The organism is Cereibacter ovatus, from assembly GCF_900207575.1.
GTDB lineage: Bacteria > Pseudomonadota > Alphaproteobacteria > Rhodobacterales > Rhodobacteraceae > Cereibacter_A > Cereibacter_A ovatus.
In genome coordinates this window covers 364,423-387,826 of sequence record NZ_OAOQ01000001.1, presented here as the reverse complement: position 1 = coordinate 387,826, position 23,404 = coordinate 364,423, and the positions used below count along the sequence as shown (strand labels likewise).

21 protein-coding genes are annotated in these 23,404 nt (G+C 67.4%); 19 read left to right on the top strand and 2 right to left on the bottom strand.

Annotation, left to right across the window (positions count from 1 at the left end; all coding sequences use genetic code 11):
- The first annotated feature begins 26 nt into the window (after positions 1-26).
- The 5 genes from CRO07_RS01820 (at position 27) to CRO07_RS01800 (ending at position 5,546) form a co-directional block, all read left to right on the top strand.
- Positions 27-899 (top strand): carbohydrate ABC transporter permease, encoded by an 873-nt coding sequence (locus tag CRO07_RS01820; protein ID WP_097028963.1) that lies wholly within the window; start codon positions 27-29, stop codon positions 897-899.
- A gap of 1 nt (position 900) precedes the next feature.
- Positions 901-1,731: a carbohydrate ABC transporter permease gene (locus CRO07_RS01815; RefSeq protein WP_097028962.1), complete on the top strand. Its 831-nt coding sequence runs from the start codon at positions 901-903 to the stop codon at positions 1,729-1,731.
- Positions 1,732-1,738: 7 nt separating this feature from the next.
- Positions 1,739-2,737 carry an ABC transporter ATP-binding protein gene (locus CRO07_RS01810; protein ID WP_097028961.1) on the top strand — a complete coding sequence of 333 codons (999 nt, stop codon included), beginning with the start codon at positions 1,739-1,741 and terminating at the stop codon, positions 2,735-2,737.
- Between the two features lie 34 nt (positions 2,738-2,771).
- Positions 2,772-4,205 carry a mannitol dehydrogenase family protein gene (locus CRO07_RS01805; protein WP_097028960.1) on the top strand — a complete coding sequence of 478 codons (1,434 nt, stop codon included), beginning with the start codon at positions 2,772-2,774 and terminating at the stop codon, positions 4,203-4,205.
- A 243-nt stretch (positions 4,206-4,448) separates the two neighbouring features.
- Complete coding sequence (locus CRO07_RS01800) at positions 4,449-5,546, top strand: TRAP transporter substrate-binding protein (protein WP_097029050.1); 1,098 nt, start codon at positions 4,449-4,451, stop codon at positions 5,544-5,546.
- A 103-nt stretch (positions 5,547-5,649) separates the two neighbouring features.
- Here CRO07_RS01800 and CRO07_RS01795 read toward each other — a convergent pair whose 3' ends face one another.
- Complete coding sequence (locus CRO07_RS01795) at positions 5,650-7,476, bottom strand: TRAP transporter large permease (RefSeq protein ID WP_204839977.1); 1,827 nt, start codon at positions 7,474-7,476, stop codon at positions 5,650-5,652.
- Positions 7,473-8,057: a TRAP transporter small permease subunit gene (locus CRO07_RS01790; RefSeq protein ID WP_097029049.1), complete on the bottom strand. Its 585-nt coding sequence runs from the start codon at positions 8,055-8,057 to the stop codon at positions 7,473-7,475. Before CRO07_RS01790 ends, CRO07_RS01795 begins: the two co-directional genes overlap by 4 nt.
- Positions 8,058-8,463: 406 nt before the next feature.
- On the opposite strand from CRO07_RS01790, the gene CRO07_RS01785 reads away from it, so the two are divergent.
- Genes CRO07_RS01785 through CRO07_RS19020 form a run of 14 tightly spaced genes read left to right on the top strand, consistent with a single transcriptional unit; the run spans position 8,464 to position 23,368 of the window.
- Entirely contained in the window at positions 8,464-8,850 is a 387-nt protein-coding gene (locus CRO07_RS01785) for an NADH-quinone oxidoreductase subunit A (protein WP_097028959.1), read from the top strand.
- On the top strand, positions 8,847-9,464 hold the full coding sequence (locus tag CRO07_RS01780) for an NADH-quinone oxidoreductase subunit B (RefSeq protein ID WP_097028958.1): 618 nt from the start codon (positions 8,847-8,849) through the stop codon (positions 9,462-9,464). Before CRO07_RS01785 ends, CRO07_RS01780 begins: the two co-directional genes overlap by 4 nt.
- Complete coding sequence (nuoC, locus tag CRO07_RS01775; protein WP_097028957.1) at positions 9,461-11,203, top strand: NADH-quinone oxidoreductase subunit C/D; 1,743 nt, start codon at positions 9,461-9,463, stop codon at positions 11,201-11,203. Before CRO07_RS01780 ends, nuoC begins: the two co-directional genes overlap by 4 nt.
- The gene (gene nuoE, locus CRO07_RS01770) at positions 11,200-11,673 is read left to right on the top strand and encodes an NADH-quinone oxidoreductase subunit NuoE (RefSeq protein ID WP_097028956.1); all 474 of its coding nucleotides are present in this window, start codon (positions 11,200-11,202) and stop codon (positions 11,671-11,673) included. The genes nuoC and nuoE overlap by 4 nt, the downstream gene beginning before the upstream one ends.
- Positions 11,670-12,965 carry a complex I 51 kDa subunit family protein gene (locus CRO07_RS01765; RefSeq protein ID WP_097028955.1) on the top strand — a complete coding sequence of 432 codons (1,296 nt, stop codon included), beginning with the start codon at positions 11,670-11,672 and terminating at the stop codon, positions 12,963-12,965. The genes nuoE and CRO07_RS01765 overlap by 4 nt, the downstream gene beginning before the upstream one ends.
- Entirely contained in the window at positions 12,962-15,523 is a 2,562-nt protein-coding gene (locus tag CRO07_RS01760; protein WP_097028954.1) for a 2Fe-2S iron-sulfur cluster-binding protein, read from the top strand. Before CRO07_RS01765 ends, CRO07_RS01760 begins: the two co-directional genes overlap by 4 nt.
- A complete protein-coding gene (gene nuoH, locus CRO07_RS01755) occupies positions 15,520-16,476 on the top strand; it encodes an NADH-quinone oxidoreductase subunit NuoH (protein ID WP_097028953.1) in 957 nt (318 codons plus the stop codon). The genes CRO07_RS01760 and nuoH overlap by 4 nt, the downstream gene beginning before the upstream one ends.
- A complete protein-coding gene (nuoI, locus tag CRO07_RS01750) occupies positions 16,473-16,967 on the top strand; it encodes an NADH-quinone oxidoreductase subunit NuoI (RefSeq protein ID WP_097028952.1) in 495 nt (164 codons plus the stop codon). Before nuoH ends, nuoI begins: the two co-directional genes overlap by 4 nt.
- Positions 16,964-17,461 carry an NADH-quinone oxidoreductase subunit J gene (locus tag CRO07_RS01745; protein ID WP_097028951.1) on the top strand — a complete coding sequence of 166 codons (498 nt, stop codon included), beginning with the start codon at positions 16,964-16,966 and terminating at the stop codon, positions 17,459-17,461. Before nuoI ends, CRO07_RS01745 begins: the two co-directional genes overlap by 4 nt.
- Positions 17,458-17,766: an NADH-quinone oxidoreductase subunit NuoK gene (gene nuoK / locus CRO07_RS01740; protein WP_097028950.1), complete on the top strand. Its 309-nt coding sequence runs from the start codon at positions 17,458-17,460 to the stop codon at positions 17,764-17,766. Before CRO07_RS01745 ends, nuoK begins: the two co-directional genes overlap by 4 nt.
- 1 nt (position 17,767) lies before the next feature.
- Positions 17,768-19,867 carry an NADH-quinone oxidoreductase subunit 5 family protein gene (locus tag CRO07_RS01735; RefSeq protein ID WP_097028949.1) on the top strand — a complete coding sequence of 700 codons (2,100 nt, stop codon included), beginning with the start codon at positions 17,768-17,770 and terminating at the stop codon, positions 19,865-19,867.
- Positions 19,858-21,306 (top strand): complex I subunit 4 family protein, encoded by a 1,449-nt coding sequence (locus tag CRO07_RS01730; RefSeq protein ID WP_176504463.1) that lies wholly within the window; start codon positions 19,858-19,860, stop codon positions 21,304-21,306. The genes CRO07_RS01735 and CRO07_RS01730 overlap by 10 nt, the downstream gene beginning before the upstream one ends.
- The gene (locus tag CRO07_RS01725; protein ID WP_097028947.1) at positions 21,306-22,649 is read left to right on the top strand and encodes an NADH-quinone oxidoreductase subunit N; all 1,344 of its coding nucleotides are present in this window, start codon (positions 21,306-21,308) and stop codon (positions 22,647-22,649) included. The genes CRO07_RS01730 and CRO07_RS01725 overlap by 1 nt, the downstream gene beginning before the upstream one ends.
- Before the next feature lie 53 nt (positions 22,650-22,702).
- A complete protein-coding gene (locus CRO07_RS19020; protein WP_235840906.1) occupies positions 22,703-23,368 on the top strand; it encodes a phospholipase D-like domain-containing protein in 666 nt (221 codons plus the stop codon).
- The last annotated feature ends 36 nt before the right edge of the window (positions 23,369-23,404 follow it).

Below are 23,404 nucleotides of genomic sequence, written 5' to 3'. Positions count from 1 at the left end.
GCACCGATCCAGCCCCCGAGGCAGCCATGGCGACCCAGCATTCAAAGACTGCGGCGCGTCTGATGATTTCCCCGGCCGTCATCCTTTTGTTCCTGTGGATGATCGTGCCGCTGTCGATGACGCTTTACTTCAGCTTCCTGCGCTACAACCTGCTGATGCCGGGGATGGAAAGCTTCACCGGATGGGACAATTACTATTATTTCCTGACTGATCCCGCCTTTGCCGCGGCGCTGACCAACACGCTGCTTCTGGTGGGGGGCGTGCTTCTCATCACGATCGTCGGCGGCACGGCGCTGGCCTTGCTGCTGGATCAGCCGATGTGGGGTCAGGGCATCGTGCGCATTCTGGTGATCGCGCCGTTCTTCATCATGCCCACCGTCTCGGCGCTGGTCTGGAAGAACATGTTCATGAACCCCGTGAACGGCATGTTCGCCCATATCGCCCGCGCGCTGGGGATGCAGCCTTTCGATTTCCTGGCCCATGCGCCCTTGGCCTCGATCATCGGGATCGTGGCCTGGCAATGGCTGCCCTTTGCCACGCTGATCCTGCTGACCGCGCTGCAATCGCTGGACCGCGAACAGATGGAAGCGGCCGAAATGGACGGCGCCTCGCCGGTCGCGCGCTTCGTCTACATCACCCTGCCGCATCTGACGCGGGCGATCACCGTCGTCGTGCTGATCCAGACCATCTTCCTCTTGGGCGTCTTTGCCGAGATCCTTGTCACCACCAACGGCGGCCCCGGCACGGCATCCACCAACATCACCTATCTCGTCTATGCGCAGTCGCTGCTGAACTACGATGTGGGCGGCGGCTCGGCCGGCGGGATCGTCGCTGTCATCCTCGCCAATATCGTGGCCATCTTCCTGATGCGCATGATCGGCAAGAATCTGGACGCCTGACATGTCACGCCGCATCACCGCCCGCCGCACCCTGATCGTCACGCTGGCCGCCTGGACCGTGGGCTTTCTGATCTTCTTCCCGATCCTCTGGACCGTGCTGATAAGCTTCAAATCCGAAGGCGACGCCATCAAGGCGCCCTTCGCCATGCTGATGTCGGACTGGACCTTTGCCAGCTATGAACAGGTGCAGACCCGGTCGAACTATTCGCGCCACTTCATGAACTCGGTCGTGATCTCGCTGGGCTCCACCCTTGTGGCGCTGGCGATCGCCATTCCGGCCGCCTGGGCCATGGCCTTCGTGCCGGGCAAGCGCACCAAGGATGTGTTGATGTGGATGCTGTCGACCAAGATGATGCCGGCGGTGGGGGTGCTGATCCCGCTTTACCTGCTGTTCCGCGATCTGGGGCTGCTGGATACCCGCACCGGCCTGGTGATCGTGCTGACGCTGATCAACCTGCCGATCGTGATCTGGATGCTTTACACCTATTTCAAGGAGATCCCCGGCGAGATCCTTGAAGCCGCCCGGATGGACGGCGCCACGCTGCGATCCGAAATCCTTTACATCCTGACGCCGATGGCGGTGCCGGGGATCGCGTCCACCCTGCTTCTGAACGTGATCCTTGCCTGGAACGAGGCGTTCTGGACGTTGCAGCTGACCACCTCGCGCGCGGCGCCGCTGACGCAGTTCATCGCCAGCTATTCCAGCCCCGAGGGCCTGTTCTACGCAAAACTGTCGGCGGCCTCGACCATGGCCATCGCGCCGATCCTGATCCTTGGCTGGTTCAGCCAGAAGCAACTCGTCCGCGGCCTGACCTTCGGCGCGGTGAAGTGAGGGCCATATGGGCAAGATAACCCTGCGCAACGTCCAGAAACGGTTCGGAGAGGCGGTCGTCATCCCCTCGCTTGATCTGGATATCGAAGACGGAGAGTTCGTCGTTTTCGTCGGCCCCTCGGGCTGCGGCAAGTCCACCCTGCTGCGCCTGATCGCGGGGCTTGAGGATGTGTCGGACGGCCAGATCCTGATCGACGGCCGCAATGCAACCGAGATGCCGCCCGCCAAGCGCGGCCTTGCGATGGTGTTTCAAAGCTACGCGCTTTACCCGCACATGACGGTGCGGAAAAACATCGCCTTCCCGCTGAAGATGGCCAAGATGGACCGCGCCGAGATCGACCGGCGGGTGGACAATGCCGCGCGGGTGCTGAACCTGACGAACTATCTTGACCGCCGCCCCGGCCAGTTGTCGGGCGGCCAGCGCCAGCGCGTCGCCATCGGCCGCGCCATCGTGCGCGAACCCGCGGCGTTCCTGTTCGACGAGCCGCTGTCGAACCTTGACGCCGCCCTTCGCGTCAACATGCGGCTGGAAATCACCGAACTGCACCAGTCACTGAAAACCACCATGATCTATGTGACCCACGATCAGGTCGAAGCGATGACCATGGCCGACAAGATCGTGGTGCTGAACGCCGGCCGGATCGAACAGGTGGGCAGCCCGCTGACCCTTTACCGCAGCCCGGCGAACCTGTTTGTCGCGGGCTTTATCGGCAGCCCGAAGATGAACCTGATTGCCGGCCCCGAAGCGGCCAGCCGCGGCGCCACCACCATCGGCATCCGGCCCGAACACCTCGACATCTCGCGCGATGGGGGCGAGTGGCCGGGCGAGGTGGGCGTGTCCGAACATCTGGGCTCTGACACCTTCCTGCATGTGCATGTGAAGGGGATGCCCACGCTGACGGTGCGCGCAGGCGGCGAATTCGGCGTTCATCACGGCGACCGCGTGTGGCTGACGCCGCAACCCGACAAGATCCACCGTTTCGGCCCCGATGGCCGGGCCATCTGACCCGCGCCGAACCCCAGTCACGCCCGAGGAGCCCATGACCCGCACCGTCGCCCTGCCCGCCTATGACCGCAGCACCCTGACCCCCGGGATCGTCCATATCGGGGTCGGCAATTTCCACCGCGCCCATCAGGCGGTCTATCTCGACGACCTGTTTGCCCTGGGCGAAGGCCATGACTGGGCCATCCTTGGCGCCGGCGTGCGCCCGACCGATGCCCGGATGCGCGAGGCGCTGGCCGCGCAGGACAACCTGTCCACCGTGATCGAGCTTGACCCCTCGGGCCACCGTGCCCGCCGGATCGGCGCCATGGTGGGCTTTCTGCCGGTCGAGGCCGACAACGCCGCGCTGATCGAAGCAATGAGCGACCCGCGCATCCGCATCGTCTCGCTGACGGTGACCGAGGGCGGCTATTACGTCGACTCCCGCGGCGAGTTCGACCCGACCCACCCCGATATCGTGGCCGATGCCGCCCGTCCGCAGGCCCCCGCCACCGCCTTCGGCGCGATCCTTGCAGCGTTGCAGCATCGCCGCGCGGCGCATCTGGCGCCCTTTACGGTGATGTCCTGTGACAACCTGCCGGGCAATGGCCATGTCACGCGCAACGCCGTGGTGGGGCTGGCGGAACTGTTCGACGCCGATCTGGCGGGCTGGGTCAAGCACCATGTCGCCTTTCCGAACGGGATGGTCGACCGCATCACCCCCGCCACCGGCCAGCATGAACGCGATCTTGCACAGGGCTTCGGCCTGAGCGATCCGGTGCCGGTGACCTGCGAGCCCTTCCGGCAATGGGTGCTGGAAGACAACTTCCCCGCGGGCCGCCCGGCGCTGGAAAAGGTGGGGGTGACCTTCACCCCGCATGTCCACGCCTACGAGGCGATGAAGATCCGCATCCTGAACGGCGGCCATGCGGTCATCGCCTACCCTTCGGCGCTGATGGATATCGAACTGGTGCATCAGGCGATGGCCAACCCGCTGGTCGCGGCCTTCCTGCACAAGGTCGAGGTGGACGAGATCCTGCCCCATGTCCCGCCGGTGCCCGACACCCATATCCCCGACTATCTGACGCTGATCGAAAGCCGGTTTGCAAACCCCGAGATCGCGGACACCACGCGCCGGCTGTGCCTTGACGGATCAAACCGGCAGCCGAAGTTCATCGTGCCCTCGCTGAGGGACAATCTGGCCAGGGGCGTGATGCCCAAGGGGCTGGTGCTGCTGTCGGCGCTGTGGTGCCGCTATTGTTTTGGCACCACGGATTCGGGTCTGGTGGTGGAACCGAACGATCCGAACTGGGCGGCGCTTCAGGACCGCGCCAGACGCGCCCGCACCAATCCGGCCGCGTGGCTGGCCATGGCCGAGGTCTATGGCGATCTGGCCGGCAACGCGGCACTGGTGGCGGAATTTACCAGCGCGCTCAATGCCGTCTGGGCCAATGGCGCCGAGACCGAACTGCGCCGGTTCCTCGCTGCATAAGCGAGCCCGGCCGCGGGGTGGCAACCCTGTCGTGCGGGGCGCCCGCGTCTTGGGCAGATGCCCTGGGCGCGGGCATAAGCTTTGCGTCAAATGCGGCAAATCCCCTTTTTGATCCGTGGCTTCGCGGGAAAACGCGATGCGGTGGCCTCGGTTCTGGACAGCGGCGAAGGGCGGTGTAATCTGCCCGCAGCGCGCGGCTGGCCGATCTGCCGGACCGCGCCCAGTCCACAGAGGGAGGACCATATGGATCGACGTTCATTCATCGCCAAGGCAGCACTTGGCGGCGCCGCAGCAGGGGCGCTGGCCGCGCCCGCCATCGCGCAGGGCGCGCCCAAGGTGACCTGGCGGCTCACCTCCTCGTTCCCGAAATCGCTCGACACGATCTTCGGCGGCGCGGAAGTGCTGTCGAAAATGGTGTCGGAAGCCAGCGATGGCAATTTCCAGATCCAGGTCTTCTCGGCCGGCGAACTGGTGCCGGGTCTGCAAGCCGCCGATGCCGTGACGGCCGCGACGGTCGAGGCCTGCCACACGGTCGGCTACTATTACTGGGGCAAGGACCCGACCTGGGCCGTGGCCGCGGCGGTGCCGTTCGGCCTGTCCGCGCGGGCGATCAACGCCTGGTCCTATCACGGCGGCGGCATCGATCTTTACAACGAGTTCCTGGCCCAGCACAACATCGTGGCCTTCCCCGGCGGCAACACCGGCGTGCAGATGGGTGGCTGGTTCCGCAAGGAAATCAACACCGTGGCCGACATGCAGGGCCTGAAGATGCGCGTCGGCGGCTTTGCCGGCAAGGTGATGGAACGCCTTGGCGTGGTGCCGCAGCAGATCACGGGCGGCGACATCTATCCGGCGCTGGAAAAGGGCACGATCGACGCCACCGAATGGGTTGGCCCCTATGACGACGAGAAGCTGGGCTTCTTCAAGGTCGCGCCCTACTACTACTACCCCGGCTGGTGGGAAGGCGGCCCGACCGTGCATTTCATGTTCAACAAGGCCGCCTATGAGGGCCTGCCCCCGGCCTATCAGTCGCTGCTGCGCACCGCCTGTCAGGCAACCGATGCGAACATGCTGCAAATGTATGACTACAAGAACCCCACCGCGATCAAGTCGCTGGTGGCACAGGGCGCGCAACTGCGTCCCTTCAGCGCCGAGATCCTGCAAGCCTGCTTCGAGGCCGCCAACTCCGTCTATGCCGAGATGGAAGCCACGAACCCGGCCTTCGCGAAGATCTGGGGCTCGATGAAAGCGTTCCGGTCCGAGCATTACACCTGGGCTCAGATCGCCGAATACAACTATGACACCTTCATGATGGTGCAGCAGAACGCGCAGAAACTCTGATCCCCACCGGATCGGATGAAGAAACCCCCGGAAGCGCCGCTTCCGGGGGTTTTGCTTTGGCAGGCTGGGGCGGCCGGTATGCCGGCCGGCGCACCGGCGGGCGTCAGTTCGCAGGGGCAAGGCCCGGTGGCAGCCCACCCGGTTGCAGCCCCGGCGCGGGCGCGGGCACGGCCGGTGCAAGGCCCGGGGGCACGCCAAGCCCACCCGGCGCCGGCATTGCCGGCGCAAGCCCCGGCGGCGTGCCAAGTCCACCTGCCCCCGGCGCGGGCATGGTCGGCGCACCGCCCAGCCCGCCCGGCAGTCCACCGCCCAGCCCTGGCATCTGCGGCAAGGTGATGGTGACGTTCGACGTATCCACCGGCGCGCCCTTGTAGTGCATCACCATCTGCGGGAAGGCGATCACGATCGCGATCATCAGGATCTGGATGCAGACGAACGGCACCGCGCCCCAATAGATCTGGCCCGTGGTGACCGGCGCCATCCGCGCCCGCGTCACCGGGTCGACATAGCTTTGCCGCGGCGCCACCGACCGCAGGTAGAACAGCGCAAAGCCGAACGGCGGATGCATGAACGAGGTCTGCATGTTCACCGCAAGGATGATCCCGAACCAGATCAGGTCGATCCCCAGCGCCTCGGCCGCGGGGGCCAGCAGCGGCACGATGATGAAGGCCAGTTCGAAGAAGTCCAGGAAAAACGCCAGCAGGAACACCAGCACCGAGACCGCGATCAGGAAGCCCATCTCGCCGCCCGGAAGCGAGGTCAGCAGATGTTCCACCCAGATATGGCCGTTCACGCCGTAAAAGGTCAGCGAGAACACCCGCGCACCCAGCAGGATGAACATCACGAAGGCCGACAGCCGCGTGGTTGAAGCCAGCGCCTGCTTGACGACCTCAAGGTTCAGCCGGCCCTTCACGGCGGCCAGGAACAGCGCGCCCATGGCCCCCATGGCGCCGCCCTCGGTCGGGGTGGCGATGCCAAGGAAGATCGTGCCCAGCACAAGGAAGATCAGTGCCAGCGGCGGGATCAGCACGATGACGACCTGTTGCGCCAACCGCGACATCAACCGGCTGCCGGTCGCGCGATCAAAGATCGCGGCGATGTAGATCACCACCACACCGACCACGGCGCCCAGAAGGTCGGCGTTCTTCGCGCCCTGGCTTTCAGCCAGCCAGTAATGCGCACCGACCGCGATCGCGCCCGCCGCCGCCAGCGCCACGAACAGCGAGGTGACGCCAGAGCCGAGCGTCCGCGCCTCAAGCGGCAGCGCCGGCATCGACTGCGGCCGCAGGATCGACATCACCAGCACATAGCCCATGTAAAGCCCGGTCAGCACCATACCGGGGATCAGCGCGGCCTTGTACATGTCGCCCACCGAGCGGCCCAACTGGTCGGCCAGCACGATCAGAACAAGGCTCGGCGGGATGATCTGCGCCAGCGTCCCCGAAGCCGCGATCACCCCCGAAGCGATGCGCCGGTCATAGCCATAACGCAGCATGATCGGCAAAGAGATCAGCCCCATCGCGATCACCGAGGCCGCAACGACGCCGGTGGTGGCCGCAAGCAGCGCGCCGACGATGATGACCGCATAGGCAAGGCCGCCACGGATCGGGCCGAACAGCTGGCCGATCGTGTCCAGCAGATCCTCGGCCATGCCGGATCGTTCCAGCACGATGCCCATGAAGGTGAAGAAGGGAATCGCCAGCAGCGTCTCGTTCGACAGCACGCCCCAGAAACGGTCGGGCATGGTTCCAAGCAGGTTCCAGCCCAGCGTGATCGTGCCCTCGGACAAGGGCGCCAGTTCGACGCCGATGAAGAAGAACAACAGCCCGTTCGCCGCCAGCGCGAAGGCCACCGGATAGCCCAGCAGCAGGAACACCACAAGCGAGGCGAACATGATCGGCGCCATGTTCACCGCGATGAATTCCATCATTTCTTCACCTCGCCGGCCAGCATCTCGCCTTCGCGTTCGGCTGCCTCATGCGCCGAGATGAAGGGCGACGGATCGGGGATCAGACCCCGCATCACCGCGACCTTCTTGATGATTTCCGAAATCCCCTGAAGCGCCAGCAGGAAGAAGCCCACCAGCAACAGCGCCTTGGCCGGCCAGATCACCAGCCCGCCCGAGTTGTTCGAGACCTCGCCGCTGATCCAGGACCGCTGAACGTAAGGCCCAAGGTAGTAAAGCATCAGCACCACGAAGGGCATCAGGAAGAACAGATGCCCGAACAGGTCGATCCAGTGCTGCACCCGGCGCGAGAACAGCCCGTAGACGATGTCGATACGGATGTGTTCGTTCTGCTTCAGCGTATAGGCGGCGGCGAACAGGAAGGCCGCGCCGAACAGATACCACTGAAGTTCCAGCCAGGCGTTCGACGAGGTGCTGAGAATCTTTCTCACCGTCGCGTTTCCGGCGCTGATGATGATCGCGATCAGGATCAACCAAGAGATCCCTCGCCCGATCAGTTCGTTCATGCGGTCTATGAACCGCGACAGGCCAAGTAGGCTTCCCATCATTCCTCCCGCTTCCGTCCAGCGGCCCGGACATGCGTGCGATTTTTCGGCCTTCTATGTCGCCCCCCCCGTTTCAGGTCAATGTCGCTGGGGTCGCGCGGGCACTTTCTTGGCCCCGAGCGGCCACTTTCCCGGCTGACCGCCGCCCGGGATCGCCGCTGCGGCCTGCCGAACAGGCAGATGCATCCTGTTCGGCTGAGAGCGATTCGCCGCCGGCGCCCTGCGTCCCTTTGGCGCAGGGCCTGCAGCATCGGAACGGGCCATTCTGGCCGGGCCGAGAATTTCCTGATACAGATCAAGGCATCGGCGCGAACGAATGGTTAAGCCCATCGTGATAGAGGCGGGCTGGACTATACGCGGCGATATGTCGGAAGGTGTATCCTCTGCCCCGGAAGGAACTGGTTGAATGATCGATCTTCTGAACAGCCTCGATCCTCGGGCCGCTCTTGCTTTGCATCTTGCGATCGTTGTCGGGACTGTGGCCGCCATTCTTCTGGTTGCAGGCGCGCTGCGCGAACCGTCGCGCGACAGCTTTGGCACCTATGAAAGCGGCGCCCCCGGGGCCCGACCGCTGAAGGGCCGCGTCGCGACGCAGTATTTTCTCATCGCGGTCTTTTTCATGATCTTCGACGTCGAGGTGGCGGTGCTGTTCGCCTGGGCGGTCTCGGCGCTGGAACTGGGCCGGCAGGAACTGATCGCGGCGACCGTGTTCATCCTTGTGCTGCTGGCGGCGCTGGCATGGCTTTGGATGGAAGGGGCCCTGGAAGCCGGACCGCGGAAGGACCGGGAATGAGCTGGAGCCTGGACCGCCCCGGCGCCGACGCGCCGGAAGACCGCATGTCGGCCTCGCATCTGTTCACCCGGCTGGACGATCTGGTGGCATGGTCGCGCAAGCACAGCCTGTGGCCGTTCAACTTCGGCCTGTCCTGCTGCTATGTCGAGATGGCCAGCGCCCTGACGCCCTTGCACGATCAGGCGCGCTTTGGCGCCGAGGTCATCCGCTCGACCCCGCGGCAGGCGGATCTGCTGATCGTGTCGGGCACGGTGTTTCGCAAGATGGCGGTGCCGCTTTACCGGCTGTATCAGCAGATGCGCGAACCGCGCTGGGTGATCTCGATGGGGGCCTGCGCCAATTCGGGCGGGATGTATGACATCTATTCCGTGGTCCAAGGCGTGGACAGCTTCCTGCCGGTCGATGTCTATGTGCCCGGCTGCCCGCCCCGCCCCGAGGCGCTGATGGAGGCGCTGGTTCTGCTTCAGTCCAAGATCGCGACCGAGGCGCGTCCGCTGTCGATCCGTCTGGGCGAGGCCGGCCCGCCGCGCCCCTTCGATCCCGTCGCGCGCCGCGACACCCTGCGCGCCGAACGCAGCGCCCTCACCCGCCTGCCCGACCCGGAGGCGACATGAGCCTCGACACAGCCACGACATCCGCGCTTCAGGCGCTGCGCAACCGCTTTGGCCGCGCGGTCCTTGCCGAACAGCCGACGGCCGAGGGCTTCCCGGTGGTCTGGCTGTCGCCCGAGGTCTGGCAGGACGCCCACCGCTTCCTGCGCGACGAGATCGCGCAGCCCTTCCCCCTGCTGGCCGACCTCTGGGCCATCGACGAAACCGGGCGACGCCACCGCGACGGACAGCCGGCGTCCGGGATCACGCTGTGTTCGCACCTGATCTCGCTTGCACGCAACGCCGACATCCGGCTGAAGCTGGCAACCCAGGGCCGCGCGCCCTCTGTAGCCGGGATCTATGCCAATGCCGACTGGTATGAGCGCGAGGCCTTCGACATGTTCGGCCTCGATTTCGGCCGCGAGACCCGCCGCATCCTGATGCCTCCGACATGGGACGGCCATCCCTTGCGCAAAGCCCACTACGCCCGCGCGACCGAAAAGCCGCCCTTCGTGATGACCGACCGCTTCTTCGACGCCGAGGAACGCGCGACCGTCACCGATCCCGCAGAACTGGGCCTGCCCGTCGCACGCGATGGCGAAGAGCTGATGGTTCTGAACTTCGGCCCGCATCACCCCTCAACCCATGGGGTTTTCCGGATTCTGCTTGGCCTTGACGGCGAAGAGGTGGTCTGGGCCTGGCCCGACATCGGCTATCACCACCGCGGCGTGGAAAAGATGGCCGAGCGTCAGACCTGGCACGGCTTCATCCCCTATACCGACCGGGTGGATTATCTGGGCGGCGTCATCAGCGAACTGCCCTATCTGCTTGCCGTGGAACGGCTTTGCGGGATCACGGTGCCGGAACGGGCGCAGATGATCCGGGTGATGCTGTGCGAATTTTACCGCATCCTGAACCACCTGCTGTTCTATGGAACCATGGCGCAGGACGTGGGGCAGATGTCGCCGGTGTTCTACATGTTCACCGACCGCGAAAAAGCCTATGATGCCGTCGCCGCGATCACCGGCGCGCGGATGCATCCGGCCTTTTTCCGCATCGGCGGCGTGGCGATGGACCTGCCGCGCGGCTGGCAGGGCCTCGTGCAAGAGTTTCTGAACTGGATGCCCGCGCGGCTGGACGAATACCAGCGCATGGTGCTGAATTCGGGCCTGTTCCGCGCCCGAACCGTCGGGATCGGCGCCTATGACACCGACACGGCGCTCGGCTGGGGCACCACCGGCCCCGGCCTGCGCGCCACCGGCTGCGACTGGGATCTTCGCAAGGCAAGACCCTGTTCCGGCTATGAGAATTTCGATTTCGACGTGCCCACGGGCAGCCGTGGCGATTGCTTTGACCGCACCCGCGTGCGCGCCGACGAGATGAGAGAATCTCTGAAGATCATCCGCCAATGCCTTGAAAACATGCCGGAAGGCCCGATCAAGGCCGACCACCCGCTGACCACGCCACCGCCCCGTGGCGCGATGCAGTCGGATATCGAGACGCTGATCCCGCATTTCCTGCAAATGACGTGGGGCACCCATGTCCCCGCGGGCGAGGCCACCGGCCAGATCGAGGGTCATCGCGGCCTGACGCAATACGCCATCGTCTCGGACGGCGGCGCGCACAGCCATCGCACACGCATCCGCACGCCCTCGTTCGCGCATTTGCAGATGCTGCCGAAGATCGCCCCCGGCATGACGGTGGCCGATCTTGTGGCTCATATCGCAAGCATCGATTTCGTCATGTCGGACGTGGACAGATGAGCCTTTCTCCTGACCTTCTGACCCGCATCCGGCAAGCCGCCCATGACCACGGCGGCCCCCGCGCCGCCATGCTGGAAGCGTTGCGGATGATCCAGCACGACCACGGCTGGGTGTGCGATGCCCATCTGGCCGAGGCCGCGGCCACGCTGGGCGTCCATCGCGCGGAAATGGAAGCACTGGCGGGCTTTTACAGCCTGATCTTCCGCCATCCGGTGGGCAGGACGGTTATCCTTCTGTGCGACGGGGCCTCGTGCTGGCTGAACGGCGCCGATGCGGTGCGCGACGAGTTGCAACGCCGGTTGGGCATCGGCTTCGGTCAGACCACAGCGGACGGGGAATACACGCTGATCAACGTGGCCTGCCTTGGCGGCTGCGACCGCGCGCCCGCGGCCGTGGTGGGCCGCGACCGTCGCCTGATCGGCCCGCTGTCGCCCGAAGGCGTCGCGAAACTGCTGGAGGGCGGGCTGTGACCGATCTGCCCCTGACCGGCCGCGCGCGTCCCGACCGCAAGCCGCACACGCTCGCTGAATGGCGTGCCCTTGGCGGCTATGCGGCCGTCGAACGCGCCCGTGCCATGGCGCCATCCGAGGTGATCGACTGGGTCGAGGCCGCAAATCTGAACGGCCGCGGTGGCGCAGGCTTTCCGGCCGGGCGCAAATGGCGCTTCATGCCCGAACGCGGCACGACGCCCGGCAACGGTCCGAACTACCTGATCGTGAACGGCGACGAGATGGAGCCGGGCGCCTTCAAGGATCGTTTCCTGCTGGAAGCCCTGCCGCATCAACTGCTGGAAGGCGCGCTCATCGCTGCCCATGCCACCCACTGCGATGAAGCGATCGTGCTGATCCGCGACGAATACCGCCCCGGCATCGCCGCCGTCGAACGCGCCATTGACGAAGCGCGGAATGCGGGCCTGCTGGGGGGCCTGCACATCCGTGTCCATCCCTCGGCCGGCCGCTATATCGTGGGCGAGGAAACCGCGCTGATCACCGCGCTGGAAGGCCACCGCGCGGTGCCGCGCAAGCGCCCGCCCTTTCCGGCGCAATCGGGGCTTTGGGGGCGTCCGACCACGGTGAACAATGTCGAGACGATCTCGCTTGTCCCCCACGTCCTGACGCTGGGGCCGCAGCGGTTCCGCGCGCTGTCGCGAACCGAGGAAGGCGGCACCAAGCTTTACGGCGTCTCGGGCCGGGTGAAGCGGCCGGGGCTGTTCGAGGCGCCGATGGGCACCACCGCGCGCGAGTTGATCGAACGCGCCGGCGGCATTTCGGGCGACGGCACGCTGCGCGCCTTTCAGCCCGGCGGCGGGGCCAGCCGCTTTCTTGGCCCGGACCATCTGGATACGCCGCTGGATTTCGGCCATCTGGCCCGCGCGGGGGCCATGTTCGGCACGGGGATGCTGATCGTTCTGGATGGCTCGGCCTGTCCGGTCGGGCTGATTGCGCGCCACATGCGGTTTTACGCCCGCGAAAGCTGTGGCTGGTGCACGCCCTGCCGCGAGGGGCTGCCCCTTGCGGCAAAGATCCTTCATGCGTTCGAGGCCGGAACGGCCCGGCCCGAGGATCTGGATCTGCTGCACATGACCGCGGCCGAGGCCGGACCCCGCGGCCGCAGTTTCTGCGATCTGATGGGGGGGGCGATGGCGCCGCTGGCGTCGGGGCTTGAGATGTTCGCGGCCGAGTTTGCGGCGCATCTGGCGGGCGGCTGCCCACACGACAAGACGCATCTTTCGGGCGGCTGCCCGCATGGGGGGACGGCATGAAGATCACCGTCAACGGCCGCGATCTGACGGTCGAGCCCGGCCACGACCTGCTGACCACCTGTCTGTCGCATGGGATCGAGGTGCCGCATTTCTGCTGGCACGGCGATCTGGGATCGGTCGGGGCCTGCCGTCTCTGCGCCGTCAAGGTGTTCGACGACCCCGACGACACCACCGGACGGCTGGAGATGGCCTGCACCACCCCCGTCCGCGACGGCCAGCGCGTCGAGGTCATGGCCCCCGAAGCCGAGCGGTTCCGCGCCCGGATCATCGAATGGCTGATGGTCAACCATCCCCACGATTGCGCGGTCTGCGAGGAAGGCGGCGCCTGCCATCTTCAGGACATGGTGGTGGCATCCGGCCACCGTCATCGCCGCGTGTCGGTGGCCAAGCGGGTGCATCGCAACGTGGATCACGGGCCATTCCTGACGCAGGAGATGAACCGCTGCATCGGCTGTTACCGCTGTCTGCGGTTCTATCGTGACCATGCCGGCGGCCGGGATTTCGAGGTGATCGGCGCCCATGACCGGGTCTGGTTCGGCCGGACCGAGCCCGGCGCGCTGGACAGCCCCTTTGCCGGCAATCTGGCCGAGGTCTGCCCCACCGGCGTCTTCGACGACCGTTGGTGGTCGCGCCATTATGCCCGGCCGTGGGACATGGCGGCGACGCCCGCGATCTGCACCCACTGCGCGGTGGGCTGCAACATCACGCTGTTTGAACACGGCGGCACGCTGCGCAAGGTGCAGAACCGGACGCATGGTGCGGTGAACGGCTCTTTCCTGTGCGACAGGGGCCGGTTCGGCCCGATGGCGGCCGAGGCGGAACGGCCGCTGTTTCCAAGCCGCAAGGGGGGGGAAATCCCTTGGGTCGAGGCGGTGGCCGATGCCCGCGCGCTGGTGGCGCAGGGGGCGGTGGGGATCGGCTCGCCGCGCGCCTCGCTGGAGGCGAATTTTGCGCTGCGCCGACTGGTGGGCGAGGACCGCTTTTTCGCCGGCGTCTCGGATGACGAGGCGGCACTGGTGCGGCGGATGGCCGAAATCCTGCGGGCGGGGCCGGGGCGGATCGCCTCGGTCCGCGATATCGGGCGCGCGGATGCGGCGCTGGTGCTGGGCGAGGATCTGACCGGCACGGCCCCGCGCGCGGCGCTGGCGCTGCGGCAGGCGGCGCGCGGGGCGGAAAAGCGGCTGGCGGCGGAAAAGGGCGTGCCGGAATGGATGGATGCGGCGGTGCGGGTGGCGGGCGAAGGCCGCCGTTCGCCCATTGCGCTGGTGACGCCCCGGCCCGATGCGCTGGACGAGGTGGCGACCTGGCCGCTGCGCCGCCCGCCCGCCGAAGTGGCCGCCTTCGGGCGCGCCGTGGCCGCGGCCCTGCGCGGCGAGCCGGCCGAGCCCCAGGCGCGCGAGGTGGCGGCGGCGCTTGCGGCAGCCAACGCGCCCCTTCTGGTGGCGGGCGCCGGTCTGGGCCTTGCCGGCCCGGCCGAGGCCATGGCCGAGATCGCCCGGGCGCTGGGGCCGAAGGCGATGGTCGCGCTGTTCCCGCCCGAAGCCGGAAGCCTTGGCCTTGCCCTGCTGGGAGGTGCCGGTATTGACCATGCGGCCCGCGCGCTGGAAGCCGAGCCGCGCCCGGTGATCGTGCTGGATGCCGCCCTTCCCGACCGCGCACCGGCCGACACGGTCGAAAGGCTGATGGCCGCGGCAACCACGGTGATGGTGCTGGACTGGTTGAATGGTCCGCTGTCGGCGCGGGCTGACCTGATGCTGCCGGTTTCGGCCCCGGTCGAGGCCGCCGGCACATGGATCAACCACGAAGGCCGCGCCCAACGCAGCTTTGCCGGCCGCCCCTCGGATCTGGTTCCGGCCTGGCGGCTGCTGGCGCCGCTCTGCGGCGGCACGGAAACCACGCTGGACGAAATGCTGGCGGCGCTGGCGCATGATTGCCCGGATCTGGCTGCGGTCACGCAGGCGGCCCCTGGTGCGGCGGCGGGTCCGGTGGCCCGCCTGCCGGCCCGCGCCTCGGGGCGCACGGCGCGCGATCTGGCCGGGCGCCTGCCTGACGGCCAGCCACGACAGGATGCCGATTCGGCGCTGGTCTGGTCGATGGAGGGGGCGCACGGTCTGGACGCACCGCCTGCCCTGCGCACCGACGCGGGCCATCACTCGGCCAGCGGCGCCTGGGCCGGGACCGATGGCGTGGGTGGCCCGGTCACGGGCGGCGATCCGGGGGTTTTGTTGCTGCATCCTGGCACGGGGGCGGCCGGGCAGCCGCTGGCCGATCGCACCGGCACCGAGGGGCTGGCGGTTCTGCCGCTGCACGATCCCTTCGCAGCCAGTGCGGCCGATCGGGCCAGCCCTCCGCTGGCCGAACGCGCGCCGCGGCCGCGGCTGCTGATGCACCCCGGGGATGCGGCCCATCTGGGTCTGGCCGAGGGCGCCCTTGTGCTGCTGGACGGAGTGCCCGCGCCGGCGCCGCTGGCGCTGGATGCAAGCGTCCCGCCGGGCCATGTCGCGCTGACCGGCGCGCGGGGCCACGGCCTCTTTGTCACCGTCGAGGCCGCACCATGAGCCTTACCGCCACCCTTCTGCTGTCGGTTGCGGTGCTGGTCGCCCTGATCGTCGCCGCCGGCATCTTCACCTGGGCCGAGCGGCGGCTTCTGGGCTTCCTGCAGGAACGGCTGGGGCCGAACCGCGTCGGGCCGTTCGGTTTCCTGCAATGGGTGGCCGACACGGTGAAACTGATCGCCAAGGAAGACGCCCCGCCCGCGGGGGCGGATGTTGCGGCCTTCCGCCTTGCGCCGGCGCTGGCGGCCGCGCCGGTTCTGGCGGGCTTTGGCGTGGTGGCCTTTGCGCCCGGGCTTGTCGTGGCCGATCTCGACATGGGCGTGCTGTTCGTGATGGGGATGCTGGCGCTGACGGTCTGGGCGATGGTGCTGGGGGCGTGGGGCTCTCGCAACCGCTATGCGATGCTGGGGGGATTGCGGGCGGCGGCGCAGATGCTGGCCTATGAAAGCTTCCTTGGCCTGTCGCTGATGGGCTGCGTGTTGCTTGCCGGCAGTTTCCGCATGGGCGACATCGTGGCCGCGCAGCAGGACGGCGCATGGTTCATCCTGATCCAACCTCTTGGTGCAGTTCTGTTTTTCATTGCCGGGATCGCCGCTGCGCACCGCCTGCCCTTCGACCTTCAGGAATCCGAGCAGGATCTGGTCGCAGGCTTCATGACCGAATATTCCGGCATGAGTTTCGCGCTGTTCTTCCTTGGCGAATATATCGCGGTGCTGCTGGTGGCGGCGCTGTTCACGACGCTGTTTCTGGGCGGATGGGCCGGGCCGATCCTGCCCGCTCCGGTCTGGTTCGGGCTGAAGGTGGGGGCGATCTGCGCCCTGTTTGTCTGGTTGCGCGCGGCGCTGCCCAGACCGCGGTATGACCAGTTGATCGGTTTTGCCTGGAAGGTGGCGCTGCCCTTGGCGCTGCTGAACCTGCTGGTGACAGGCTGGATCGCGGTGGGGGATGCACCATGAGGGGGATCATCGACAGTTTCCTGCGGGTGGGGCGGATGGTCTTCGCCCCCACCAAGACGCGGGAATATCCCGAGGTAAAGCCCGTCCTGCCGCCGCGGACCCGCGGGCGGATCGTGCTGACGCGCGACCCCGACGGGCAGGAACGCTGTGTGGCCTGCAACCTCTGCGCGGCGGTCTGCCCGGTCGACTGCATCGAGGTGGTCAAGGCCGAGACCCCCGACGGCCGCTGGTATCCCGAAACCTTCCGCATCAACTTTGCCCGCTGCATCTTTTGCGGCTTCTGCGAGGAAGCCTGCCCGACCTCGGCGATCCAGCTGACGCCGGATGTGGAACTGGCCGATTACGACCGCGGCTTCCTGCAATATGAAAAGCCCGACCTGCTGATCGCGGGCGAAGGCAAGCACCCCGGCTATCGCTACTGGGACGTGGCCGGCAAGGCGATCGCCGGCAAGGTGCAGGCGCCGGTCGATCCGAAGGATCTGTGCCCATGAGCGGACTTCTTGCCCTGTGGTGCGCCGCCGTGGCGCTGGCCTGTGCCGTGCTTGCGGTGACGCGGCCGGTGATCGTCCATGCGCTGATCTGGCTGGTGGCCGCGCTCTTGTCGCTGGCGGCCTGTTTCTTCGCGCTGGGCGCAAGTTTTGCCGGGGCGGTGCAGGTGCTGATCTATGCCGGCGCCATCGTCGCGGTCTTCGTCTTTGTCGTGATGAGCGTGGACACCTCGGCCGAGGCCCGCGGGCGCGAACGCGAGCGTCTTGCCACAGGCTGGAGACGGCCCGCGGCGGCGGTGATCCTTGTTGCGGTGCCGCTGGTGGCAGGGCTTGGCGTGGGCGGGCCCGCGCTGGTGGCGCCCCAAGGCACGGCGCAGGGCAGCCTTGGGGCGCTGCTGTTCGGGCCATGGGCACTGGCGATCGAGGTCGCGTCGGGTCTTTTGCTGGCCGCGCTGATGGGCGCGCGTCATCTGGGACGGCGGGGGGCCGGGGAATGAACGCGGCCACCCTGTCCATCCTGCTGTTGCTGTCTGCCGGGCTGTTCGCCACCGGCTTTTTCGGGCTTCTGGCGCGGCGGGCGATCCTGTTTCAGTTGATCTCGCTGGAACTGATGCTGGCAGGCCCCGCGCTTGGTTTCATCGCGGGCGGCGCCTATCACGGCGGGCAGACCGGACAGGCGATGTTCGTGCTGATCCTGATCCTGGCCGCGGCCGAGGTCGCCCTTGGTCTTGCGCTTTACCTTGCGTTGCGCCGCGTGGCCGATGTCGAGGATGCAGACACCATCACGCGGCTGAGGCACTGACATGCTGAGCCCCTATCTTCTTCTGCTTCTCGTGCCCTCGCCGCCGCTTGCGGCCTTCCTGATGCTGGGGCTGGATCCGTTCTTCCTGCGCCGGCGCGCGGTTCAGGTTCTGGCGCTTCTGGGTGGGGTGGCGCCGTTCTTCGTGATGCTGCCGCTGGCGGCGGTCTGTTTTGGCGGCGAATGTCACGGCGTCGTGCCGGTGTTCACGCTGGCCTTCGGGCAATCAGAGGTGGCGCTTGCGCTGCTTCTGGACCCGATGAGCACCCTTGTCGGCCTGACTGTGGCGGCGGTGGGGGCGATGGTCATCACCTATGCCATCGACTACATGTCGGACGCGGGCGTGGCCGACCTGCGCCGGTTCTTCGCGCTGATGAACCTGTTCCTCGCGGCGATGCTGACCATGGTTCTCGCCGGCGACACCATCACCTTCTTCTTCGGGTGGGAGTTGATGGGCCTCTGTTCGTTCTTTCTGATCGCCTACAACACCGGGCTGCCGCAGGCGGTGGCGGCGGGGCGCAAGGCGTTCATCATCACCCGCTTTGCCGATGCCTTCCTGCTGGCGGGGCTGCTGCTGCTGTTTCTTGAGGCGAATTCCGTGCGCCTCGACGTGCTGATCCCGGCGGGCGCCACCATGACCGAGGATCGCCATCTGGTGATCGCGCTGCTGCTACTGGCCGGCGCACTGGGCAAGTCGGCGCAGGTGCCGTTCCACACATGGCTGCCTTCGGCGATGGCCGGGCCCACGCCGGTGTCGGCGCTGCTGCATTCGGCCACGATGGTGGCGGCAGGCGCCTTCATGCTGGCGCGCTTTTCGCCCATCGTGATGTCAGAGCCGCTGGTTCAGGCCATTGCGGCGGCGTTCGGTGTGGGCACAGCCGCCTTCGGCGCGCTGTCGGCGATCTTTCAGACCGATGTGAAACGGCTTCTGGCCTATTCCTCGATCAGCCAGATCGGCTTCATGGTGCTGGCGGTGGGCCTTGGCGCCCCCGAGGTCGCGATCGGCCATTTCGTCGTCCATGCCATGTTCAAGTCGCTGCTGTTCCTTGCGGCGGGCGACATCACCCATGGCTCGGATCTGGGCACGTCGATGAAGGCGATGCGCGGCGCGGCGCGGCGCCGGCCGGTGGCCTATGTGGCCTATGTCGCGGGCGCGGCCTCGCTGGCGGGGGTGCCCTTCATCACCGCCGGCTGGTGGTCCAAAGAGGCGGTGCTGTCGGCCGCATGGAATACCGGCCCGTTCGGCATCGCGATCTGGGCGCTGGCTTTCCTGACGGCGATCTGCACCGCCGTCTATGCCTTCCGCCCGGTGCTGGAAGCCCTGCTGCCGGAACCCGAGCATCGCAGCCGCGCCCCGCACGGCCATCCGCTGGCCCTGAATCTGCATCATCGCGCCCGGATCGGCAGCGGCTTCATCACCGTGCCGCTGGTGGTGCTGGCGACCGGCTCGATGCTGGGCGGTGTCATGGTCGCACCGATCATCAGCTTCCTTGGCGCCGAGGTGCCGCATGCGCCGCATCTGCCGGCGCTGCTGGCGGCGATGGCGCCGTTCGCGGGGCTGATCGGCGCGGCGGCGCTGACCTTCGTGCCCTCGCTGGCGGCGGCGGTCGAGGGCGCGCACGACATGCGCCGCCCCACCCGGCTGGACCACAAGTTCCAGATCTGGGTGATCGAGCCTTACATCCGGCTGATCCGCTGGCTCAGCCGCGACCGCCGCCCGCGCGATGCCGATCTGGATTTCGAACGTCAGGTGCGGCTGATCCGCTGGCTCAGCCGCGGCGCACGGATGGACGGGGTCTATCAGGCGCTGGTGGTGCGGCCATTCGTGAACCTCGTGCGCTGGCTTTCGGGCCATCGCGGCGGGGGGGTCGATCCGGTGGGCAGTGCGCCGGTGGCGCTTGCGCTGCGGCTGACGCAGGCGGTGGTGGGGCCATTGGCCCATGACCGTTTCGACCGCTTCTGGATGCGGTCGGCCAACCGGCTGGTGCGGATCTGGGTCATGGCACGCGCCATCCAGACCGGGCGAAGCCGCGACTATGCCTTGGGTCTGGCCCTTGGCACGGCCGCGCTTCTCGTGATTGCATGGGGTACGACATGGAACTGACCGCGCTCATCCTGCTGCCGTTCTTCGGTGGCATAGCCGCGCTTTTCGCCGGACGGTTCGGGCGCGACGCCGAGCGGTGGGTGTCGATTGCCGCGCTGGCGCTGGCGCTGGTGATCCTGATCCTTGCCTTCCTGACGCCCGGGGACGGGCGCTGGATCGCGTTCGAAAGGTTCGACTGGGCCCCCTCGCTGGGGATGCAGGTGATCCTGGCCATGGACGGGCTGTCGGGGGCGCTTCTGGTGGTGTCGCTGGCGCTGGGGATCGTGTCGGTGATCGTGTCGTGGAAGATCACCGAACATTCGGGCCTTCTGAACGCGGCGCTGCTGTGGACGGTGGCGGCCTCGAACGGGGTGTTTCTGTCCTTCGATCTGCTGGTTTTCGCGTTTTTCTGGGAGTTGATGCTGGTCCCCGCCTTCCTCTTGATCTCGGTCTGGGGTCATGGCGACCGCGAGGCGGCGGCGCTGAAGTTCCTTGTGTTCAACGCGGTGGCGGGGCTGGGCCTGCTGGCGGCGGTGTTCTATCTTGGCGCCTCGGGCGAGGTCGTGACCTTCGACGCCTTCGAGGTGGCCGAGCGTGACATTCCCCATGGCGTGCAGGTGCTGCTGTTGCTGGGCTTTGCGGCGGCGTTTCTGGTCAAGCTGCCGGTGCCGCCCTTGCACGCATGGCTGCCCGACGCCCATACGCAGGCGCCGACGGCCGGTTCGATCCTGCTGGCGGGCCTGCTGCTGAAAACCGGGGCCTACGGGCTGTTCCGCTTCCCGCCGATGCTGTTCCCGGAGGGCTTTGCCACGCTGGCGCCGTGGGGGATGGTGCTGGGGGCGTTCGGCTCGATCTATGGCGCGCTGCTGGCCTGCGGGCAGACCGATGCCAAGCGGCTGGTGGCCTATACCTCGGTTGCGCATATGAGCATCGTGCTGATGGGGATCTGCGGCGGGGTCTATTTCTCGCTGATGGGCGCGGGGGTCGAGATGGTGGCCCATGCCTTCTCGGCCTCGGCGCTGTTTCTGCTGATCGGCGCGCTTTACGACCGCACCGGCACCCGCGACCTGCGCGAACTGGGCGGCTTGCAGCAAAGCGCGCCACGGTTTGCCGCGGCCTTTGCGGTGTTCTTCTCGGCCGCGCTGGCGATGCCCGGCACCGCGAACTTTCTGGGTGAGGCGCTGGTGATTACAGGTATGTTCCAGGTGAACTGGATCTTCGCCTCGATCACGCTGATCTCGTTGGTGGTGTCGGTGGTCTATGCCACGCGGCTGTTCAAGCGGGTGGTGTTCGGCAAGGCCCGGCGCAGCGGCGTGGTCGAGGATCTGACCGCGCGCGAGATGGGACCGATCGTGCTGCTGGCGATTGCGACGCTGCTGTTCGGGATGCTGCCGCAGCTGCTGATGGGCGCGCTGGAAGGCGCGGTGACGGCTGCGCTGGCGCCGGTCGCGGGGCCGTGATGCCAAGCTTTCCCGCCCTTCTGCCGCTGCTTTTCCTGGGGTTCGGCGCGGTCGCGGCAATGCTGGCCGCGCCGCGACTGCCGCGCCTGTCGCGGGTGCTGGCGGCGCTGGCGCTGATGGCGGCGGCCGCCACGCTGGCGGCACGGCTTTGGGCGCCGGCAGGCCAGTCCGCGCTGCTGTCCGATGACGGGCTGGCGCGAAGTGCCGGGATGATGGTCTGCCTTGCCGCATTGGGCAGCCTTGCCTTCCTGCGTCCCGGCGGGCCATCCAAAGAGGGGCCTGCGCTGATCCTGCTGGCATCGCTGGGGGGGCTGATGCTGGCCGGTGCGACCCATGCCGCCAGCCTGTTTCTGGGGCTGGAGTTGGTGACGCTGGCGCTGGTCGCGCTGTTCGTGCTGCCACTGACGCGCGCGGCGCTTGAGGCGGGCTACAAGTTCCTGATCCTCGGGGCGGCCGGGGCGGCGACGCTGTTGATGGGGCTTGCGCTGGCCCATGCAGCCAGTGGAACCGCGGATCTTCAGGCATTTGCCGGCCGGGGCATGATGCTCGGCCTTGCCACGGCGCTGCTGATGGCGGGGCTGTGCTTCAAGCTGGCGCTGGTGCCGTTTCATATGTGGACACCCGATGCATTCGACGGCGCCCCCCGCGCGGCGGCGGCCTTTGCCGGGGCTGCGTCGAAGATCGCGGTGGTTGCGGCGCTGGTGCGGCTGCACACGCTTGCCCCGCCCGAGGTCTGGGCCATCGGCCTTGGGCTGGCCGGGGGGGCCTCGATCCTGCTGGGCAATCTTGTGGCGCTGCGACAGGACGGGATCGGGCGGATGCTGGGCTATTCCTCGGTCGCTCATGCCGGCTATGTCGCGTCCACGCTGGCCTCGGGGGCGCCGATGGCGGCCGAGGCTGCGCTGTTCTACATCGCGGTCTATGCGCCGGCGCTGCTGGCCGCGCTGTGTGTGACAGCGGCCCTTGGACCCGAGGCGCGGATTGCGGATCTGCGCGGGCTGGTCTGGCGCCGGCCGCTGGCGGGGGGCGCGATGGCGCTGGCGCTGATCTCACTGGCGGGGCTGCCGGTTTCGGCCGGGTTCTTCGGCAAATACATCGTCTTCACGGCGCTGATCGAGGGCGGCGCCTGGACGCTTCTGGCGATGGCCATCGCCGGGTCCGCGCTGGGGGCCTATTACTACCTGCGGTTCGTCGCGCTGATCTTCCGCCGTGCCCCCGATCCGGCCGCGCCGTTCCTGCCCGCGGCCGACCGCCTGCTTCTGCTGCTGGCCTCGGCCGCGACGGCGGTGCTGGGCTTGCGCCCCGACCTGCTGCTGGATCCGCTGCGCCGGCTTCTGCCCTAACCGGCGCCTGCCGCAGGTCATTGACACCGGGCGCAACCAGACAGCCCGGTGCCATGGCCGACGACGCGCCGATCCTTTGTCCACGGGACACCTGCTGGCGCATCGAACACGCCGGACGGATGGCCGTGATCGTCGACGCCGCAGATTGTTCCGCCACGGTCACACAGGCGATCCTGGTTACCCGGCACACCGTTCAGCTGATCGCCTGGGATGTCGGCGCCCGCATATGGCTTGATCCGCGCGGCAAGGTGCCGGACCGGCTGGGTTCGCTCCTGAGCTGGATGGCAAAGCGAAATCCCGCGCTTCAGATCCGGGTGCCGAAATGCGATCCGGGCACCGTCAAGCCGCTGGGACGCGGCACGACACCGCTGTTCGTGCCGGACTGGCTGACCGACGCGCGCATCCGGTTCCGGCTGGACGGGGCGCATCCGCGGGCCTTGGTCCATCATCAGAAGATGGTGGTGATCGACGATGCGCTGGCGGTCTGCGGCGGCATCGACATGCCCGCCGACCGCCGGGATACCCGCGACCGTCTGGTGGTGGATGACCGTCTGTTCCGGGTGGGCGCATCGAACCCGAACAACCGCTCGATGGGCGGCGATGCCGAAGGCAAGCTGTCGATCAAGGCCGGCCCCGGCAATGCGGCGCTGTCGGACCGGATCGTGACCTTGCGCGACGATCCATCTGGCGGACTGGCGATTCCACGGGCGACGTTCTGACGGCCAAGGGCGGGTTGATCGCGGCGCTGCCCGGCC

What these genes read in the sequence shown, in the direction of transcription:
- CRO07_RS01800 (WP_097029050.1), top strand. Translation starts at nt 4,449, where the DNA reads ATGGATCGACGTTCATTCATCGCCAAGGCAGCACTTGGCGGCGCCGCA.
- CRO07_RS01735 (WP_097028949.1), top strand. Translation starts at nt 17,768, where the DNA reads ATGCTGAGCCCCTATCTTCTTCTGCTTCTCGTGCCCTCGCCGCCGCTT.
- nuoH (WP_097028953.1), top strand. Translation starts at nt 15,520, where the DNA reads ATGAGCCTTACCGCCACCCTTCTGCTGTCGGTTGCGGTGCTGGTCGCC.
- CRO07_RS01795 (WP_204839977.1), bottom strand. Translation starts at nt 7,476, where the DNA reads ATGATGGAATTCATCGCGGTGAACATGGCGCCGATCATGTTCGCCTCG.
- CRO07_RS01745 (WP_097028951.1), top strand. Translation starts at nt 16,964, where the DNA reads ATGAGCGGACTTCTTGCCCTGTGGTGCGCCGCCGTGGCGCTGGCCTGT.
- CRO07_RS01725 (WP_097028947.1), top strand. Translation starts at nt 21,306, where the DNA reads ATGCCAAGCTTTCCCGCCCTTCTGCCGCTGCTTTTCCTGGGGTTCGGC.
- CRO07_RS01810 (WP_097028961.1), top strand. Translation starts at nt 1,739, where the DNA reads ATGGGCAAGATAACCCTGCGCAACGTCCAGAAACGGTTCGGAGAGGCG.
- CRO07_RS01730 (WP_176504463.1), top strand. Translation starts at nt 19,858, where the DNA reads ATGGAACTGACCGCGCTCATCCTGCTGCCGTTCTTCGGTGGCATAGCC.
- CRO07_RS01815 (WP_097028962.1), top strand. Translation starts at nt 901, where the DNA reads ATGTCACGCCGCATCACCGCCCGCCGCACCCTGATCGTCACGCTGGCC.
- nuoK (WP_097028950.1), top strand. Translation starts at nt 17,458, where the DNA reads ATGAACGCGGCCACCCTGTCCATCCTGCTGTTGCTGTCTGCCGGGCTG.
- CRO07_RS01760 (WP_097028954.1), top strand. Translation starts at nt 12,962, where the DNA reads ATGAAGATCACCGTCAACGGCCGCGATCTGACGGTCGAGCCCGGCCAC.
- CRO07_RS01780 (WP_097028958.1), top strand. Translation starts at nt 8,847, where the DNA reads ATGAGCTGGAGCCTGGACCGCCCCGGCGCCGACGCGCCGGAAGACCGC.
- nuoC (WP_097028957.1), top strand. Translation starts at nt 9,461, where the DNA reads ATGAGCCTCGACACAGCCACGACATCCGCGCTTCAGGCGCTGCGCAAC.
- CRO07_RS01785 (WP_097028959.1), top strand. Translation starts at nt 8,464, where the DNA reads ATGATCGATCTTCTGAACAGCCTCGATCCTCGGGCCGCTCTTGCTTTG.
- CRO07_RS01790 (WP_097029049.1), bottom strand. Translation starts at nt 8,057, where the DNA reads ATGGGAAGCCTACTTGGCCTGTCGCGGTTCATAGACCGCATGAACGAA.
- CRO07_RS01820 (WP_097028963.1), top strand. Translation starts at nt 27, where the DNA reads ATGGCGACCCAGCATTCAAAGACTGCGGCGCGTCTGATGATTTCCCCG.
- CRO07_RS01805 (WP_097028960.1), top strand. Translation starts at nt 2,772, where the DNA reads ATGACCCGCACCGTCGCCCTGCCCGCCTATGACCGCAGCACCCTGACC.
- CRO07_RS19020 (WP_235840906.1), top strand. Translation starts at nt 22,703, where the DNA reads ATGGCCGACGACGCGCCGATCCTTTGTCCACGGGACACCTGCTGGCGC.
- nuoE (WP_097028956.1), top strand. Translation starts at nt 11,200, where the DNA reads ATGAGCCTTTCTCCTGACCTTCTGACCCGCATCCGGCAAGCCGCCCAT.
- nuoI (WP_097028952.1), top strand. Translation starts at nt 16,473, where the DNA reads ATGAGGGGGATCATCGACAGTTTCCTGCGGGTGGGGCGGATGGTCTTC.